At 53.5% G+C, this 16,882-nt stretch carries 17 protein-coding genes; 14 read left to right on the top strand and 3 right to left on the bottom strand.

Translation table 11 applies throughout. From position 1 onward, the window contains the following. Positions 1–198 precede the first annotated feature (198 nt). The 3 genes from INF73_RS15310 (at position 199) to INF73_RS15300 (ending at position 1,400) form a co-directional block, all read left to right on the top strand. Complete coding sequence (locus tag INF73_RS15310) at positions 199–837, top strand: RpiB/LacA/LacB family sugar-phosphate isomerase (RefSeq protein WP_193540520.1); 639 nt, start codon at positions 199–201, stop codon at positions 835–837. 118 nt (positions 838–955) lie between these two features. Further along, positions 956–1,039 (top strand): stress response protein AzuC, encoded by an 84-nt coding sequence (gene azuC, locus INF73_RS15305; RefSeq protein ID WP_014884364.1) that lies wholly within the window; start codon positions 956–958, stop codon positions 1,037–1,039. A 109-nt stretch (positions 1,040–1,148) separates the two neighbouring features. Further along, complete coding sequence (locus tag INF73_RS15300; RefSeq protein WP_008500405.1) at positions 1,149–1,400, top strand: DUF2766 family protein; 252 nt, start codon at positions 1,149–1,151, stop codon at positions 1,398–1,400. A gap of 40 nt (positions 1,401–1,440) precedes the next feature. Here INF73_RS15300 and INF73_RS15295 read toward each other — a convergent pair whose 3' ends face one another. Both INF73_RS15295 and INF73_RS15290 read right to left on the bottom strand, forming a co-directional pair. Continuing rightward, on the bottom strand, positions 1,441–2,784 hold the full coding sequence (locus tag INF73_RS15295; RefSeq protein WP_028013661.1) for an anaerobic C4-dicarboxylate transporter: 1,344 nt from the start codon (positions 2,782–2,784) through the stop codon (positions 1,441–1,443). A 163-nt stretch (positions 2,785–2,947) separates the two neighbouring features. Beyond that, a complete protein-coding gene (locus INF73_RS15290) occupies positions 2,948–3,451 on the bottom strand; it encodes a non-heme ferritin-like protein (RefSeq protein WP_193540522.1) in 504 nt (167 codons plus the stop codon). 787 nt (positions 3,452–4,238) lie between these two features. Here INF73_RS15290 and araF point away from each other — a divergent pair. The 5 genes from araF to otsA all read left to right on the top strand — a co-directional run bounded on the left by araF (position 4,239) and on the right by otsA (position 10,188). Beyond that, complete coding sequence (gene araF, locus INF73_RS15285) at positions 4,239–5,228, top strand: arabinose ABC transporter substrate-binding protein AraF (protein ID WP_008500409.1); 990 nt, start codon at positions 4,239–4,241, stop codon at positions 5,226–5,228. A gap of 71 nt (positions 5,229–5,299) precedes the next feature. After that, a complete protein-coding gene (araG, locus tag INF73_RS15280; protein WP_193540524.1) occupies positions 5,300–6,814 on the top strand; it encodes an L-arabinose ABC transporter ATP-binding protein AraG in 1,515 nt (504 codons plus the stop codon). Positions 6,815–6,828: 14 nt separating this feature from the next. Next, entirely contained in the window at positions 6,829–7,809 is a 981-nt protein-coding gene (araH, locus tag INF73_RS15275) for an arabinose ABC transporter permease AraH (protein ID WP_032644894.1), read from the top strand. A 176-nt stretch (positions 7,810–7,985) separates the two neighbouring features. After that, positions 7,986–8,789, top strand: a complete 804-nt coding sequence (gene otsB / locus INF73_RS15270) for a trehalose-phosphatase (RefSeq protein WP_028013657.1) — start codon at positions 7,986–7,988, stop codon at positions 8,787–8,789. Further along, positions 8,764–10,188, top strand: a complete 1,425-nt coding sequence (gene otsA / locus INF73_RS15265; protein WP_028013656.1) for an alpha,alpha-trehalose-phosphate synthase — start codon at positions 8,764–8,766, stop codon at positions 10,186–10,188. Before otsB ends, otsA begins: the two co-directional genes overlap by 26 nt. 16 nt (positions 10,189–10,204) lie before the next feature. Here otsA and uspC read toward each other — a convergent pair whose 3' ends face one another. Continuing rightward, positions 10,205–10,633, bottom strand: a complete 429-nt coding sequence (uspC, locus tag INF73_RS15260; protein WP_028013655.1) for a universal stress protein UspC — start codon at positions 10,631–10,633, stop codon at positions 10,205–10,207. A gap of 795 nt (positions 10,634–11,428) precedes the next feature. Between uspC and flhD the strand changes: the two genes are divergently transcribed. The 6 genes from flhD (at position 11,429) to cheW (ending at position 16,861) form a co-directional block, all read left to right on the top strand. Beyond that, positions 11,429–11,779 carry a flagellar transcriptional regulator FlhD gene (gene flhD, locus INF73_RS15255; RefSeq protein ID WP_028013654.1) on the top strand — a complete coding sequence of 117 codons (351 nt, stop codon included), beginning with the start codon at positions 11,429–11,431 and terminating at the stop codon, positions 11,777–11,779. A 2-nt stretch (positions 11,780–11,781) separates the two neighbouring features. Next, a complete protein-coding gene (gene flhC / locus INF73_RS15250; protein ID WP_013096051.1) occupies positions 11,782–12,360 on the top strand; it encodes a flagellar transcriptional regulator FlhC in 579 nt (192 codons plus the stop codon). Positions 12,361–12,483: 123 nt separating this feature from the next. After that, positions 12,484–13,371: a flagellar motor stator protein MotA gene (gene motA, locus INF73_RS15245; protein ID WP_008500417.1), complete on the top strand. Its 888-nt coding sequence runs from the start codon at positions 12,484–12,486 to the stop codon at positions 13,369–13,371. Further along, complete coding sequence (gene motB, locus INF73_RS15240) at positions 13,368–14,297, top strand: flagellar motor protein MotB (RefSeq protein ID WP_028013653.1); 930 nt, start codon at positions 13,368–13,370, stop codon at positions 14,295–14,297. The genes motA and motB overlap by 4 nt, the downstream gene beginning before the upstream one ends. A gap of 4 nt (positions 14,298–14,301) precedes the next feature. Next, positions 14,302–16,338 carry a chemotaxis protein CheA gene (gene cheA, locus INF73_RS15235; RefSeq protein WP_045260328.1) on the top strand — a complete coding sequence of 679 codons (2,037 nt, stop codon included), beginning with the start codon at positions 14,302–14,304 and terminating at the stop codon, positions 16,336–16,338. A 19-nt stretch (positions 16,339–16,357) separates the two neighbouring features. Further along, positions 16,358–16,861 carry a chemotaxis protein CheW gene (gene cheW, locus INF73_RS15230; protein WP_014884351.1) on the top strand — a complete coding sequence of 168 codons (504 nt, stop codon included), beginning with the start codon at positions 16,358–16,360 and terminating at the stop codon, positions 16,859–16,861. Positions 16,862–16,882: the final 21 nt, after the last annotated feature.

Raw genomic sequence — 16,882 nt, 5'->3', positions numbered from 1 at the left:
GCCAGGAATAGCCGGACGATCTACCCTCACTCTTTGCAACGGACGGCGTAGATCCTCCCCTTCACAAAATTGTGAGCGTGCATTTGATTTTTAAAACTCCATTTCATTTACTTTGAAAGTCTGTTTATTTGATGCCAGAATGAACGGGAACAGGTATCCATGGCGGGGAGCGCCCGCAGCGCATTCTGGAGAGACAAGATGAAAATTGCACTGATGATGGAAAACAGCCAGGCGGCTAAAAACCCAGTCATATTAAAAGAGCTGAAAACGGTAGCCGATGAAAAAGGGTTCCCGGTTTACAACGTGGGTATGAGCGACGAAAACGATCATCACCTGACCTACATCCACCTGGGCATTATGGCGAGCATTTTGCTGAATGCGAAAGCGGTGGATTTTGTGGTCACCGGCTGCGGCACCGGGCAGGGGGCGCTGATGTCGTTAAACATCCACCCTGGCGTGATTTGCGGCTACTGCATCGATCCCGCAGACGCGTTTCTTTTCGCGCAAATCAATAACGGCAATGCGCTCTCGCTGCCTTTTGCCAAAGGGTTTGGCTGGGGAGCGGAGCTAAACGTTCGCTTTATCTTTGAAAAGGCGTTTACCGGCCGAAAAGGGGAGGGTTATCCTCCAGAGCGTAAAGAGCCGCAGGTGCGTAATGCCGGTATTCTGAACCAGGTAAAAGCGGCCGTGGTAAAAGATAACTATCTTGACTCGCTGCGCGCCATCGATCCTGAGCTGGTGAAGACCGCTGTTTCCGGCCCGCGTTTCCAGCAGTGCTTCTTTGAAAATTGCCAGGATAAGGTGATCGAGGATTTTGTTCGCGGTATCGTGGGTTAATGCGCACTGCGCAGTTTAAATTGTGATATGCGTCACAAAAATATTGATTTTTGTGACGATGGTCATATTATAGGCACATTGACTATAAAGTTGTATAACAAGTTAATGGAGCATCACAATGAAACTGCGCAAAATCCTGAAAAGTATGTGGGCCAATTACTGCCGCACTTTTAAAGACGTGCCGCCTGGCGCCATGTTCTGATAAAAAAAACCTGCTTCGGCGGGTTTTTTTGTGTCCTGCGGCAATGAAGGGCAGATGTCACGGGCCACGTTTTGATACTATGGCGGCCTTTGAATAAGGAGAAACCCCCATGTCACAAAACCTGAGCGCCGATCAGGAACTGGTCTCTGACGTTGTCGCCTGTCAGCTGGTTATCAAGCAAATTCTTGATGTTCTGGACGTTATTGCACCGGTTGAAGTGCGCGAGAAGATGTCCACGCAGCTGAAAAACATCGATTTTGCCAGCCATCCCGCGGCTGCCGACCCGGTGACGCTTCGCGCGATCCAGAAAGCCATCGCGCTGATTGAACTGCGCTTTACGCCGCAGGGCGAGTCTCATTAAAACGCGAACGGGCGACCGCGCGTGTCGCCCGTTGAAAACGTTAAAAGAAGGTCTGGACCAGCAGGTAGCTCGCCGCGCAGGCGCAGCTCACGCCAATTAGCCCCGGCAGAATAAAGCTGTGGTTAATGATGAATTTGCCGATGCGGGTTGTTCCCGAGCGGTCAAAGCCGATGCAGGCTAAATCACTCGGGTAGGTCGGCAGAACAAAATAGCCGTAGGACGCCGGGAAGAAGGCGATCAGCATTTTTGGATCGATGCCCAACATCAATCCCATCGGCGCCACGGCCGTCAGGGCCGCCGCCTGGCTGTTTACCAGCTTCGACACCAGGAAAAGCACGATGGCATACGTCCACGGATGGCTTTTCACCACCCCTTCCAGCGCCAGCTTTAACTCATCGAGATGCGCCTGGAAAAAGGTATCGCTCATCCACGCCACCCCGAACACCGAGAAGATCGCCACCATACCGGCCTTGAATACCGCACCGTTTGAGATGGCTGAGGCATTGACCTTGCAGGCCATCAGCATCACGGCACCGGCGATGAGCATCATCATCTGAATGACGAGGTTCATCGACAGGGCCGTCATTTTACCTTTCAGCTCGAAGGCCGGGCGCAGTTCGGGGAAAGCCCCGAGCAGGACTACCACCGCAATGCCGGCAAAGAAAATCCATGTCGACCAGTAGGCCTGCTTCGGAAAACGCTGGTTCATTAACGTCTCCGTGCCGCCATAGATAAACTCGCGCTGTTTGGGGTCTTTCAGTTTCTCCTGAAACTCCCCGTCGTCAGCTAAATCTTTCCCCCGACGTAAACTCCACAGGGCCGCGATCGCGACGCCGAAAAGCGAAGCGGGAACCGATACGGCGAGGATTTCCAGGATCCCCCACGCGTGCCCAATCCCATGCTGTGCGGCCAGGATGGAGACCAGCGACACAACGGCGACGGAAACCGGAGACGCGGTGATCGCCATCTGGGATGCCACCGATGCCACCGCCATTGGGCGTTCCGGGCGGATCCCTTTTTTCAGGGCGATATCCGCAATGATGGGGAACATGGTGTAGACCACGTGCCCAGTGCCGCACAGAAAGGTCAGCATCCAGGTGGTAAAAGGGGCGAGAAGCGTGATGTGCTGCGGGTGTTTGCGCAGCAGGCGTTCAGCAAACTGCATCATGACGTTGAGGCCACCCGCGGTCTGCAGGGTAGCGGCACAGCCTATCACCGCGAGAATGGTTAACATGACGTCAACCGGAGGCTTGCCGGGCTGGAGCCCAAAGACAAAACACAAAATAAAAAGGCCAATACCGCTGATTAACCCAAGCCCCATGCCGCCGAAACGTGTTCCCGTCAGCAGGCAGAGGAGAATGACAACAAACTCAATGGTGATCATGCTTTTCCCTCGTCAATGATTATGTAATTAAATAAATCATTACATTTTGTAGGGTTAATCATTGAGAGCGAGATCTGATTTGTTAAATTTCAGCAAAAGCAGAGGGTTGGGGAGATAAGAAGGAACCTGCCTCCCTGAACCAGGGCAAAGGCAGGTTAAACGCTTAGTGGTGCTGCACCGTCACAAGATCGAGCAGGTGGCGGTCGGCTTGCTCGGGGCGTAAACCGGCCTGGCGCGCACTGTGGATCTCATCCGCCAGCGTTTTCAGCAGCATACCGTCCTGCTGCTGTTCTTTATCCATATCGCGTAAAAATTTAAGAGTGATGATGTCATGCTGTGCTCTGGCTTCATCGGCCAGCTTGTTGAGCGTCGTACAGCGCTGCTCATGTTCTTCCAGCGTTTTCTGGAACAGTTCTTCCAGAGAAGAGTAATTTTCGTTGATCCCATCAAGGGCTTTAACAACCGGGTTAGCCCCCGCGGCCTTCAGGAAGTTAAAGACGCGCATCATATGGGTGACGTTGCTTTGTGCCTGTGAACGAAAGAACGTGGCAGAGCCCGTGAAACTTTTTTCAGAACACCATGCACTTAAGTGAAGGTGCAGGTTCGAGGCGTAGAACTCAAGGTTCATCTGCGCGTTAAGTTTTTGCATCATCGTTTGGGTAGCCATACTCATATCCTTATAGACTGTGGGACGTGATGTCCGCTGCTTAACCTGACAGCCAGGCAAATACGAAGAAAAACAGAATTGCAATTTTTGCAGTGACTAAAATCGATCGAAAATTCACTTCCTGTGTTCGATATAAATAAGCATACCTTTGTCTTATGATTAAGAAAACTCTTAATTAGGCTGTGTTTACCATACATTACAAAGTTTAATATAGTACAAAAATACAAATATATAGTCATCAAAGGGGATTTTATTAACCTCTTGATATTAAAGGTTAAGTGTCTTTCGAGGGATACTGATTTACTTTCGTGAACATTTAGTCGGAATAATGCTCTGTAAGAAAAATAAATACAGATTATTCATTTCAAATATATGATGCGTTGCTGAATTTGCGCTAAGTCAATTTTAACGGAATAACGCCTTTTCATGACGCGTTCTTTTTTTTGATAAAAAGCATGGATCCTCGTCAGGGGAGAGCTGCAGCGACATCCGCCGTAAGGCATCAGGGATTTCTTAGCTAATCTTATGGATAATTCTGCTTACCCTGCTTTCATTTGTCAGACAATTCCTGCCTTTTTTATGTCATTTTTCGCTGAATTTATGTACGCAATTACTGTAATTCTGCGGTGTGATGGGGCTCTCTTATGGATGATTAATTTCCCGCTAAAACTATCACCAGCAATAACGCTTATGACGAGGTAAGCGCTAATGCCTTGTTTTAAGTCCGATTAAATAAGAAGCACGCAAATCTTCCCTACAGAAAAGAATGCTAAAGCTGGAGTTTACCATGCACAAATTTACTAAAGCGCTGGCGGCCATCGGTCTGGCTGCCGTTATGTCACAATCCGCTATCGCTGAGAATTTAAAACTCGGTTTTTTGGTAAAACAGCCGGAAGAACCCTGGTTCCAGACCGAATGGAAATTCGCTGATAAAGCCGGAAAAGATTTAGGTTTTGAAGTGATTAAAATCGCCGTGCCGGATGGTGAAAAAACCCTGAACGCCATCGACAGCCTGGCGGCCAGCGGCGCGAAAGGTTTTGTGATCTGCACGCCGGATCCAAAGCTCGGTTCGGCAATTGCGGCGAAAGCCCGCGGTTACGACATGAAGGTTATTGCGGTTGACGATCAGTTCGTTAACGCCAAAGGCAAACCGATGGACAGCGTTCCGCTGGTCATGATGGCGGCGACCAAAATCGGTGAACGTCAGGGGCAGGAGCTTTATAAAGAGATGCAGAAACGCGGCTGGGATGTGAAAGAGACCGCCGTCATGGCCATCACCGCAGACGAGCTGGACACGGCGCGTCGTCGTACGACCGGATCAATGGACGCGCTGAAAGCGGCCGGCTTCCCTGAAAAACAGATCTATAAAGTGCCAACCAAATCTAACGACATCCCGGGCGCCTTTGACGCGGCGAACTCTATGCTGGTCCAGCACCCGGAAGTGAAGCACTGGCTGGTGGTCGGCATGAACGACAACACCGTGCTGGGCGGCGTGCGCGCGACGGAAGGTCAAGGCTTCAAGGCGCCTGACGTTATCGGGATCGGCATCAACGGCGTGGATGCGGTGAGCGAGCTGTCCAAAGCGCAGGCCACCGGCTTCTACGGCTCTCTGCTGCCAAGCCCGGACGTTCACGGCTACAAATCCAGCGAAATGCTCTACAACTGGGTCACCAAAGGGGCTGAACCGCCGAAATTCACCGAAGTGACCGACGTGGTGCTGATTACCCGCGACAACTTCAAAGAGGAACTGGCGAAAAAGGGACTGGGCGGTAAGTAATACGCTGTGATTGTGCCCCTTACTCGCCGTAAGGGGCCAGACGTACACACTACAGGAATCACGGAGTCGTTATGCAACAGTCTAATCCGTATCTCTCTTTTCGCGGCATCGGGAAAACGTTTCCCGGTGTTAACGCGCTGACCGATATCAGCTTCGACTGCTATGCCGGCCAGGTTCATGCCCTGATGGGGGAAAACGGAGCGGGGAAATCCACGCTGCTAAAAATCCTCAGCGGCAACTACGCGCCAACAACCGGCACGCTGGCCATTCGCGGTGAAGAGGTGGCCTTTGCCGATACCACGGCGGCGCTCAACGCCGGTGTCGCCATTATCTATCAGGAACTGCACCTCATCCCTGAGATGACCGTGGCCGAAAACATCTATTTAGGCCAGCTTCCGCACAAAAGCGGCGTGGTGAATCGTTCGCTACTTAATTATGAAGCGGGGCTGCAGCTTAAGCATCTTGGTCTGGACGTCGACCCCCAGACCCCGCTGAAATACCTCTCCATCGGCCAGTGGCAGATGGTTGAAATTGCCAAGGCGCTGGCGCGTAACGCCAGGGTTATTGCCTTTGATGAACCCACCAGTTCGCTTTCCGCGCGTGAAATCGAAAACCTGTTCCGCGTGATCCGCGAGCTGCGCCAGGAAGGGCGCACCATTTTGTACGTCTCGCACCGCATGGAGGAGATATTTGCCCTGAGCGATGCCATCACCGTATTTAAGGATGGGCGCTATGTGCGCACCTTTACCGATATGCAGCAGGTTAACCATGATCAGCTTGTTCAGGCGATGGTCGGGCGCGATCTGGGCGATATCTATCACTGGAAACCGCGCGAGTACGGCCCCGAGCGCCTGCGTCTGGACAACGTTAAAGCGCCGGGCGTGCGAACGCCGGTTTCGTTATCCGTACGCAGCGGTGAGATCGTCGGTCTGTTTGGCCTTGTTGGGGCGGGGCGCAGCGAGCTGATGAAAGGGCTGTTCGGCGGTACACGCATTACCGCAGGGCAGGTCTTCATTGACGGCGAGCAGGTGGATATCCAGAAACCCGCCCACGCAATCAGGGCCGGGATGATGCTCTGCCCGGAAGACCGCAAGGCGGAGGGGATCATTCCGGTGCATTCGGTGCGCGACAACATCAACATTTCCGCCCGGCGTAAATTTATCCGCGCGGGTTGCCTGATTAACGACGGCTGGGAGTCGAGCAACGCCGACCATCATATTCGCTCGCTGAATATCAAAACGCCGGGACCGGAACAGCTGATTATGAATCTGTCAGGAGGAAACCAGCAGAAGGCCATTTTAGGCCGCTGGCTGTCGGAGGACATGAAGGTCATTTTGCTGGACGAGCCGACGCGCGGTATCGATGTGGGCGCAAAACACGAGATTTACAACGTGATATATGAACTGGCAAAACGCGGCGTGGCGGTGCTGTTCGCCTCCAGCGATCTGCCTGAGGTGCTTGGCGTTGCTGACCGCATTGTAGTGATGCGCGAAGGCGAAATCGCCGGTGAATTACTTCATGAACAGGCGAATGAACAACAGGCGTTGAACCTCGCCATGCCTAAAGTCAGCCAGGCTGTCGCCTGAGTAAGGAGTTAATGATGTCCTCTGTTACTACATCCGGAGCGCCGAAGTCGGCTTTTAGTTTTGGACGCATCTGGGATCAGTACGGCATGCTGGTGGTCTTCGCCGCACTCTTCATCGCCTGTGCAATCTTCGTCCCTAATTTTGCCACCTTCATTAATATGAAAGGGCTGGGACTGGCGATTTCCATGTCCGGCATGGTGGCCTGCGGCATGCTCTTCTGTCTGGCCTCCGGTGATTTCGACCTGTCGGTGGCCTCGGTTATCGCCTGCGCGGGCGTCACCACGGCGGTGGTGATCAACATGACGGAAAGCCTGTGGATTGGCGTTTTTGCCGGTCTGTTGCTCGGCGTGATCAGCGGTCTGGTGAACGGTTTTGTTATCGCACGCCTGAAGATTAATGCCCTGATTACCACGCTTGCAACGATGCAGATAGTCCGCGGTCTGGCCTATATCATCTCCGACGGTAAAGCGGTAGGGATTGAAGACGAGCGCTTCTTTACGCTGGGCTACGCCAACTGGCTGGGCCTGCCTGCGCCTATCTGGCTCACCGTGGCCTGCCTGATCCTGTTCGGCTTCCTGCTGAACCGCACCACCTTTGGCCGTAATACGCTGGCGATCGGCGGCAATGAAGAAGCGGCCCGTCTGGCAGGGGTGCCGGTTGTACGCACCAAGATTATTATCTTCGTGCTCTCCGGGCTGGTCTCCGCCGCGGCGGGGATTATTCTGGCGTCGCGTATGACCAGCGGCCAGCCAATGACCTCCATCGGTTATGAGCTGATCGTCATCTCGGCGTGCGTTTTAGGGGGCGTTTCCCTCAAGGGAGGCATCGGAAAAATCTCATATGTGGTGGCCGGTATCCTGATTTTGGGCACGGTGGAAAACGCCATGAACCTGTTGAATATTTCGCCGTTCTCTCAGTACGTCGTGCGCGGCCTGATCCTGCTGGCAGCCGTGATTTTCGACCGTTACAAGCAAAAAGCGAAGCGTACCGTGTAACCCCAGCGTTGACTTTTTATTGCTCAACTAATAACCATAGTTGACCCCTGAACCGCCTCGCCAGTTTTGCTGGCGGGGCGGTTGTCAAATGGCGAGGCCCATCACACTGTCTATACTTACATGGCTATGAAAGAGGTAAAGGCGTTTACCTCTCGTAAACCGTAAGGAGGATTAGGGTGGCTGACTTGTTAACCGCACCGCCTGTACTGCCCGGAAAATATGCTTTCTTTTTTGACCTCGACGGGACGCTCGCCGGGATCCAGCCGCATCCTGACGACGTGGTCGTACCGGATACGGTGCTAGAGAATTTGCAGCAGCTCTCTCGACTGAACGAGGGCGCATTGGCATTGATTTCAGGGCGCTCAATGGCTGAGCTGGACGTGCTCGCCAGTCCTTACCACTTTCCGCTGGCCGGTGTACACGGAGCGGAGCGCCGCGATATCCATGATCAACTGCATGTTGTATCACTCCCCGATACCTTAATTCAGGCGTTACATACTGAACTCTCCTCGGCGCTGGCGTCGCTCCCGGGCACGGAACTGGAAGCGAAAGGCATGGCGTTCGCCTTGCACTATCGGCAGGCTCCGCATCACGAAGCGGCGATCTTTGCGATTGCCCGCAGCGTGGCCGATGCACATCCGCAGCTCGCGCTGCAGCCGGGGAAGTGCGTCGTTGAGATAAAACCTGAGGGCATCAATAAGGGGGCCGCGATTGCGGCGTTTATGGCGGAACCGCCATTTAAGGGACGTACACCGGTATTTTTTGGCGATGACCTGACCGATGAGGCCGGTTTTCGCGTGGTGAAACAGGCCGGAGGGATCGCCGTCAAGGTAGGGCCTGGTGACACTGTCGCTGAATGGCGTCTGGCGAATGTCGAGGCCGTCTGGCAGTGGATTTCTGATATCGCTAACCAGCAACAACAACAAATAGCGCAAAACAAAGGGGGAAACCATTATGGGTCGCTTAGTCGTCGTCTCTAACCGAATTGCACCGCCTGATGATAAAAAAGCCAGTGCAGGTGGCCTGGCGGTAGGGGTATTAGGTGCCTTAAAAGCTGCTGGCGGGCTGTGGTTTGGCTGGAGCGGTGAAATCAATGAACAAGAGAAACCGCTTAAAAAGGTGACGCGCGGGAACATTACGTGGGCATCATTTGCGCTCAAAGAGAAAGACTATGACGAGTATTACTCGCAGTTCTCCAACGCGGTCCTGTGGCCTGCGTTTCACTATCGTCTTGACCTGGTGAAATTCCAGCGTGAATCCTTCGAGGGCTACTCGCGGGTGAACGCGCTGCTGGCGGATAAACTGCTGCCTTTAATTGAGGAAGACGATATTTTATGGATCCACGATTATCATCTGCTCCCCTTCGCCAGAGAGCTGCGTAAAAGGGGAGTCAATAACCGGATTGGCTTCTTCCTGCACATTCCGTTCCCGACGCCGGAAATTTTCACCGCGCTGCCGCCGCATGAAGAACTGCTGGAGGCGCTGTGTGATTATGACCTGCTGGGCTTCCAGACCGAAAATGACCGTCTCGCGTTCCTGGACTCCGTGTCAGGCAAAACGCGCCTGGTAACCAACGGCGGCAAAACCCATACGGCGTGGGGAAAAACCTTCCACACCGAGGTCTATCCGATTGGTATTGAACCCGACGAAATTGCGGAACAGGCCTCGGGCCCGCTGCCGCCGAAGCTGGCCCAGCTTAAGAATGAACTCAAGCACGTGAAGAATATCTTCTCGGTAGAGCGTCTGGATTATTCCAAAGGGTTGCCGGAACGCTTCCTGGCGTATGAAACGCTGCTGGATAAATACCCTCAGCACCACGGTAAAATCCGCTATACCCAGATCGCGCCAACGTCGCGCGGGGAAGTGCAGGCCTATCAGGATATTCGTCATCAGTTGGAGACCGAAGCGGGGCGCATCAACGGGCGCTACGGCCAACTGGGCTGGACGCCGCTCTTTTATCTGAATCAGCATTTTGACCGTAAGATCCTGATGAAGGTCTTCCGCTACGCCGACGTTGGCCTGGTTACGCCGCTGCGCGACGGGATGAACCTGGTGGCAAAAGAGTACGTGGCGGCTCAGGACCCGGCGGATCCGGGCGTGCTGGTGCTTTCCCAGTTTGCAGGGGCAGCGAACGAACTGACCTCAGCGCTGCTCGTTAACCCTTACGATCGGGATGATGTGGCAAATGCCCTCAACCGCGCGCTGACCATGCCGCTGACGGAGCGAATTTCCCGACATGCCGAAATGATGGAGACGATCCGGAATAACGATATAAATCACTGGCAGGCGCGTTTTATTCAGGATCTACGCGAAATAGCCCCGCAAAGTCACGAAGGCGATCTGCAAAAAAAGATCGCGACCTTCCCTAAACTCGCCTGATATTCCTCTGGGGGGGTTAAGCCCCCCCAAGCGGCACTAACAGCACGTCAACCTGGCTTGAGGCGATAATAGATTTTGCCGCGCAGGTAGCCCTCGATATAAAGCTGTGGTTATGGTTCCCGCAAATCACTAAATCAATATTCTGCTTGCGGCACATATCAAGAATATGGGCATTCAGTTCCCCCGTCGCAATAACGGTTTGATCAATGGGGTACTCTGCTTTTTCGACAAGCTCTCGCAGAAACTGCTGCGTTTCCTCCTGCAAAACCTCACGAATATCTTCCAGCATCGGGGCCGCCAGTTGATTGTACATCTCGGGCTCGGCCGCGAGGGTAATGAGGCTGATGCGCGCATTATGCGGCCGGGCGATGGAAACGGCCCGGGCGACAAGCTGGTGGCTTTCGGGGGAAACGGCAACAGAAACAAGAAGATGGGAGTAACTCATGGCGCACTCCTTAGATGCCTGACAGACAGCGTTTCATCACCATTACCGCGAATTTCCTGGTTTCGCAAGACTTGAATACCACATTAGTGTGAAGCTTATCATAATTATTCATTAATTATTCTTATAAGAAGAATAACTGATAAATGCGCCTAAATGAAAAAAATTAACAACTTAAGGTAAGTCACACAAATCCTCGCTTTCACTATTAAATCGTTCTAACAAGTTATAAACGCATTTCGAATGATCACGCAATGAAACAATTTTTTTGCCAGAAATGCATAACTGTATGTTTTATCGAAGTAATCAAAATGTGTCCCTGACGCATACGCGATGTAAACGATTGCTGATACCGCACGCACGGGTAAAAGCACATTGCGTGCCACTTATTCTCACGCGTATGCATGAGTATTCGTCGATTAAGAATACAAAACAGTGCTGATTGCTTAAAAAATGAGCAAATTAGAAGTCATACTGATGGATTTATGGGTAACATTCACTTAAATTGTGTGACGTGGATCACATTTTTTTTAAATTTGAGGGTGGCTGCATTGTATGTGTCAAATCTGGCGAGTAGAGTTTGCGTCGAATTAGGAAAAATCTTAGTTATTTGTAAGAAATGATAAAACCTGTAAGAGATGTAACCGCGTTGCATCCCTTACGCGTTTGGATGAATACAAACCTAGATTCAACTATGCATTTAGCCTTTTCTTTTTTATACCGGGTGATTTCCCGGCGACATCACGGGGTGCGGTCTTTCCGCATAAAAATAATAGTTGGTTATTCGGGATGGGAACAATGCATACATCCGAGTTGCTAAAACATATCTATGACATCAATTTGTCATATTTACTGCTCGCGCAGCGTTTAATTAGTCAGGACAAAGCGTCCGCGATGTTTCGTCTGGGTATTAACGAAGAAATGGCAACCATGCTGGGTGGATTAACCCTCCCGCAGATGGTAAAACTGGCGGAAACGAATCAACTGGTGTGCCAGTTCCGTTTTGATAATCCGCAGACGATAACGCGTCTGACGCAGGAATCCCGCGTGGACGATCTGCAACAGATCCATACTGGTATCCTGCTCTCCACTCGCTTGCTTAGCGACATCAGTCAACCTGATGACGCAGCCCGTAAGAAAAGGGCCTAGCAATGAGCGAAAAAAGCATTGTTCAGGAAGCGCGTGACATACAGCTGGCCATGGAGCTGATTACGCTGGGTGCTCGTTTACAAATGCTGGAAAGCGAGACTCAGCTGAGCCGTGGTCGCCTCATCAAACTGTATAAAGAGTTACGCGGTAGTCCCCCGCCGAAAGGCATGCTGCCGTTTTCTACGGACTGGTTTATGACCTGGGAGCAGAACATCCACGCTTCCATGTTCTGTAATGCCTGGCAGTATCTTCTCAAAACCGGTTTGTGTAGCGGCGTAGACGCCGTGATCAAAGCGTACAAACTTTACCTTGAACAATGCCCACAGCAGGAAGAAGGCCCTCTGCTGGCGCTGACCCGCGCATGGACGCTGGTGCGTTTTGTTGAGAGCGGAATGCTTGAACTGTCGCGCTGCAATTGCTGCGACGGTAATTTTATTACCCATGCTCATCAGCCTGCAGGCAGCTTCGCCTGTAGTTTATGTCAGCCGCCGTCCCGCGCAGTAAAAAGACGTAAACTTTCCCGGGATGCTGCCGATATTATTCCACAACTGCTGGATGAACAGATCGAACAGGCTGTTTAACCCGAACGTGTGGGCAAGATTCCAGCAGCGGTAAGTCATTACCGCTGCTTTTTTTTACCCCGCAAACGGTAAACGCTGCGAGCTGGACGTCCTTGCCATAGTCACTAGCGGAAGGATGATGTCGTGCTTATCTTATTAGGTTACCTGGTAGTTCTCGGTACAGTTTTCGGCGGTTACATGATGACCGGCGGGCACCTTGGAGCACTCTATCAACCGGCTGAACTTATTATCATCGGCGGCGCAGGGGTAGGGGCTTTTATCGTTGGCAACAACGGTAAATCGATCAAGGGCACGTTGAAAGCAATTCCATTGCTGTTCCGTCGCTCGAAATACACCAAAAGCATGTATATGGATCTGCTGGCGCTGCTCTATCGCCTGATGGCGAAGTCGCGTCAGCAGGGGATGTTCTCGCTTGAACGGGATATTGAAAACCCGAAAGAGAGCGAAATTTTTGCCAGCTATCCGCGCATTCTGGCGGACGCCATGATGCTGGATTTCATCGTCGATTACCTGCGTCTCATCATCAGCGGCAATATGAATACCTTCGAAATTGAAGCGCTGATGGACGAAGAGATCGAAACCCACGAAAGCGAATCTGAAGTGCCGGCCAACAGCCTGGCGCTGGTGGGCGACTCCCTTCCGGCGTTTGGTATCGTGGCGGCGGTCATGGGGGTGGTACACGCCCTGGCCTCGGCGGACCGTCCGGCGGCTGAACTGGGCGCGCTGATTGCCCATGCGATGGTGGGCACCTTCCTCGGTATTTTGCTGGCTTATGGTTTTATCTCTCCGCTGGCAAGCGTGCTGCGCCAGAAAAGCGCGGAAACGACCAAAATGATGCAGTGCGTGAAGATCACGCTCCTCTCTAACCTCAACGGTTACGCGCCACCGATCGCGGTTGAATTTGGCCGTAAAACGCTTTACTCCAGCGAGCGTCCGTCGTTTATCGAGCTTGAAGAACACGTGCGCGCGGTGAAAAACCCAAACCAACAGACGACAACTGAGGACGCATGAAAAACCAGTCCCATCCGATCGTCATTGTCAAAAAACGCAAGCACAAGGGCGGCGGGCACGGTTCCCACGGCTCCTGGAAAATCGCGTACGCCGACTTTATGACCGCAATGATGGCGTTCTTTCTGGTGATGTGGCTGATCTCCATCTCCAGCCCGAAGGAGCTTATCCAGATTGCCGAATATTTCCGTACCCCGCTGGCGACGGCGGTGACCGGTGGGCCGCGTATCTCTAACAGCGAAAGCCCGATCCCTGGCGGCGGCGATGATTACACCCAGCAGAAGGGTGAGGTGAAAAAAGAGCCGAACATCGACGAGCTGAAACGCAAGATGGAGCAGGCGCGTCTGAAAAAACTGCGTGGCGATCTCGACCAGCTGATTGAAGCGGATCCTAAACTGCGCGCGCTGCGGCCGCACCTGAAAATCGATCTGGTCCAGGAAGGGCTGCGTATTCAGATTATCGACAGTCAGAACCGCCCGATGTTTAAAACCGGGAGTGCGGAAGTTGAGCCGTACATGCGCGATATTTTGCGCGCCATTGCGCCGGTGCTGAACGGCATTCCTAACCGAATCAGCCTTTCGGGCCACACGGATGACTTCCCGTACGCCAGTGGGGAGAAGGGATACAGCAACTGGGAGCTTTCTGCCGATCGTGCCAACGCCTCGCGTCGCGAGCTGGTGGCAGGTGGGCTTGATGATGGCAAGGTACTGCGCGTGGTCGGCATGGCAGCAACCATGCGGGTCTCCGACCGCGGGCCGGATGACGCCATCAACCGTCGTATCAGTCTTTTAGTGCTGAACCAGCAGGCGGAGCAGGCCATCCTGCACGAAAACGCCGAAAGTCAGAATGAGTCACTGGACGATTTAAAACAGCCTGGGGCCGTCCCTGCGGCTGCCGTTCCAACATCGCCACCAGCCAATCCGAGGTGATAGCGTGAGCATGGATATTAGCGATTTTTACCAGACATTCTTTGATGAAGCCGACGAACTGTTGGCGGATATGGAGCAACATTTGCTCGATCTGGTGCCCGAAGCACCGGACTCCGAGCAGCTCAATGCCATCTTCCGCGCGGCGCATTCTATTAAAGGCGGAGCCGGAACGTTTGGATTTACCATCCTGCAGGAAACGACCCATTTAATGGAAAACCTGCTTGATGAAGCACGACGCGGTGAGATGCAGCTCAATACCGACATTATCAACCTGTTTTTGGAAACCAAAGATATTATGCAGGAACAGCTCGACGCCTATAAAAGTTCGGCAGAGCCTGATGCCGCCAGCTTTGAATACATCTGCAATGCGCTGCGCCAGCTCGCCCTGGAAGCAAAAGGTGAGGTCGCTGCAGCCGTTGTCCCTGCGACAAAGCTGAGCGTTGTCGATGCGGTGGCTGCTGAAGAGGCCGCGCCAGCCGCTGCGCAAGCGGGCAAGCTGCGCGTTGTGCTGTCACGCCTGAAAGAGAGCGAAGTTAACCTGCTGGAAGAAGAGCTGGGTAACCTGGCGAAATTAAGTAACGTAGTGAAAGGCAAAGACAGCCTCGCGGCGACCCTCGATGACGGTATCAGTCAGGACGATATCGTGGCGGTGCTGTGCTTTGTCATTGAAGCCGACCAGATCGCCTTCGAAACGGAAGCCGCCGCGGTAGCAGCTCCGGCTGCAGAAGAAGAGGTTGCCGTCGTTGCCCAGGCCGCCGCACCGGCTGTGGCCCCAGCGACCCCGGTGCTGAAGGCGGTGCCAAAAGAGGCCGCAGCGCCTGGCCGTGGTGAAAAACCGGCCGCGCGCTCCAGTGAGTCCACCAGCATTCGCGTTGCCGTTGAGAAGGTTGACCAGCTGATTAACCTGGTTGGCGAACTGGTGATCACCCAGTCCATGCTGGCGCAGCGTTCTAACGAACTGGACCCGGTCACGCACGGCGATCTGATCACCAGCATGGGCCAGCTTCAGCGTAATGCCCGCGACCTGCAGGAATCGGTGATGTCCATCCGCATGATGCCGATGGAATATGTCTTCAGCCGCTTCCCGCGCCTGGTGCGCGACCTTGCCAGCAAGCTGAATAAGCAGATTGAACTGACCCTGATGGGCAGCTCAACGGAGCTGGATAAGAGCCTGATCGAGCGCATCATCGACCCGTTAACGCACCTGGTGCGTAACAGCCTTGACCACGGTATTGAACTGCCGGAAAACCGCATTGCCGCCGGGAAATCTCCAGTCGGGAATCTCATCCTCTCTGCGGAACATCAGGGCGGGAACATCTGCATCGAAGTGACTGACGACGGCGCGGGCCTTAACCGCGAGCGCATCCTGGCGAAAGCCATTTCACAGGGGATGGCGGTGAATGAAAACATGACCGACGAAGAAGTGGGCATGCTGATCTTCGCGCCGGGCTTCTCGACCGCCGAGCAGGTGACGGACGTTTCCGGACGCGGCGTCGGCATGGACGTGGTGAAACGTAACATTCAGGAGATGGGCGGCCACGTTGAGATCCAGTCTAAACAGGGCTCCGGCACCACCATCCGCATCCTGCTCCCGCTGACGCTGGCGATCCTCGACGGCATGTCGGTCAAAGTCGCGGACGAAGTCTTCATTCTGCCGCTGAACGCGGTGATGGAATCCCTCCAGCCGCGTGAAGAAGATCTGCATCCGCTGGCAGGCGGCGAGCGCGTTCTCGAAGTGCGCGGTGAGTACCTGCCGCTGGTTGAACTGTGGAAAGTGTTCGAAGTGGACGGGGCGAAGACCGAGGCCACGCAGGGTATCGTGGTGATCCTGCAAAGCGCGGGCCGTCGCTACGCGCTGCTGGTCGATCAGCTGATTGGTCAGCACCAGGTGGTGGTGAAGAACCTCGAAAGCAACTACCGCAAGGTGCCGGGTATTTCTGCTGCCACCATTCTGGGGGATGGTAGCGTGGCGCTGATCGTCGACGTGTCGGCGCTTCAGGGATTAAATCGTGAACAACGTGTGGCGTACACAGCCGCCTGATTAAGTAGAAGGTAATAACATGACCGGTATGAGTAATGTAACGAAACTGGCGGGCGAGCCATCAGGGCAGGAGTTCCTGGTATTCACTTTGGGCGATGAGGAGTACGGCATCGATATCCTGAAAGTGCAGGAAATTCGTGGTTACGACCAGGTTACCCGCATCGCTAACACGCCAGCGTTTATTAAAGGCGTCACCAACCTGCGCGGCGTGATTGTGCCAATCGTGGATCTGCGCGTGAAGTTCAGCCAGGGCGACGTTGACTACAACGACAATACCGTCGTGATCGTCCTGAACCTGGGACAGCGCGTGGTGGGTATCGTGGTGGATGGCGTATCTGACGTGCTTTCCCTGACCTCTGACCAGATTCGTCCTGCGCCGGAGTTTGCGGTCACGCTGTCGACCGAATACCTGACCGGCCTGGGGGCGCTCGGCGAGCGTATGCTGATTCTGGTGAACATCGAAAAGCTGCTGAACAGCGAAGAGATGGCGCTGCTGGATATCGCGGCGAATCATGTAGCGTAGGTAAATGCAAAACGGCAACCC

Source organism: Enterobacter cloacae complex sp. P6RS (genome assembly GCF_014982245.1).
GTDB lineage: Bacteria > Pseudomonadota > Gammaproteobacteria > Enterobacterales > Enterobacteriaceae > Enterobacter > Enterobacter bugandensis.
Note: the sequence above shows the minus strand (reverse complement) of the source record. Positions and strands in the feature narration are given on the sequence as shown.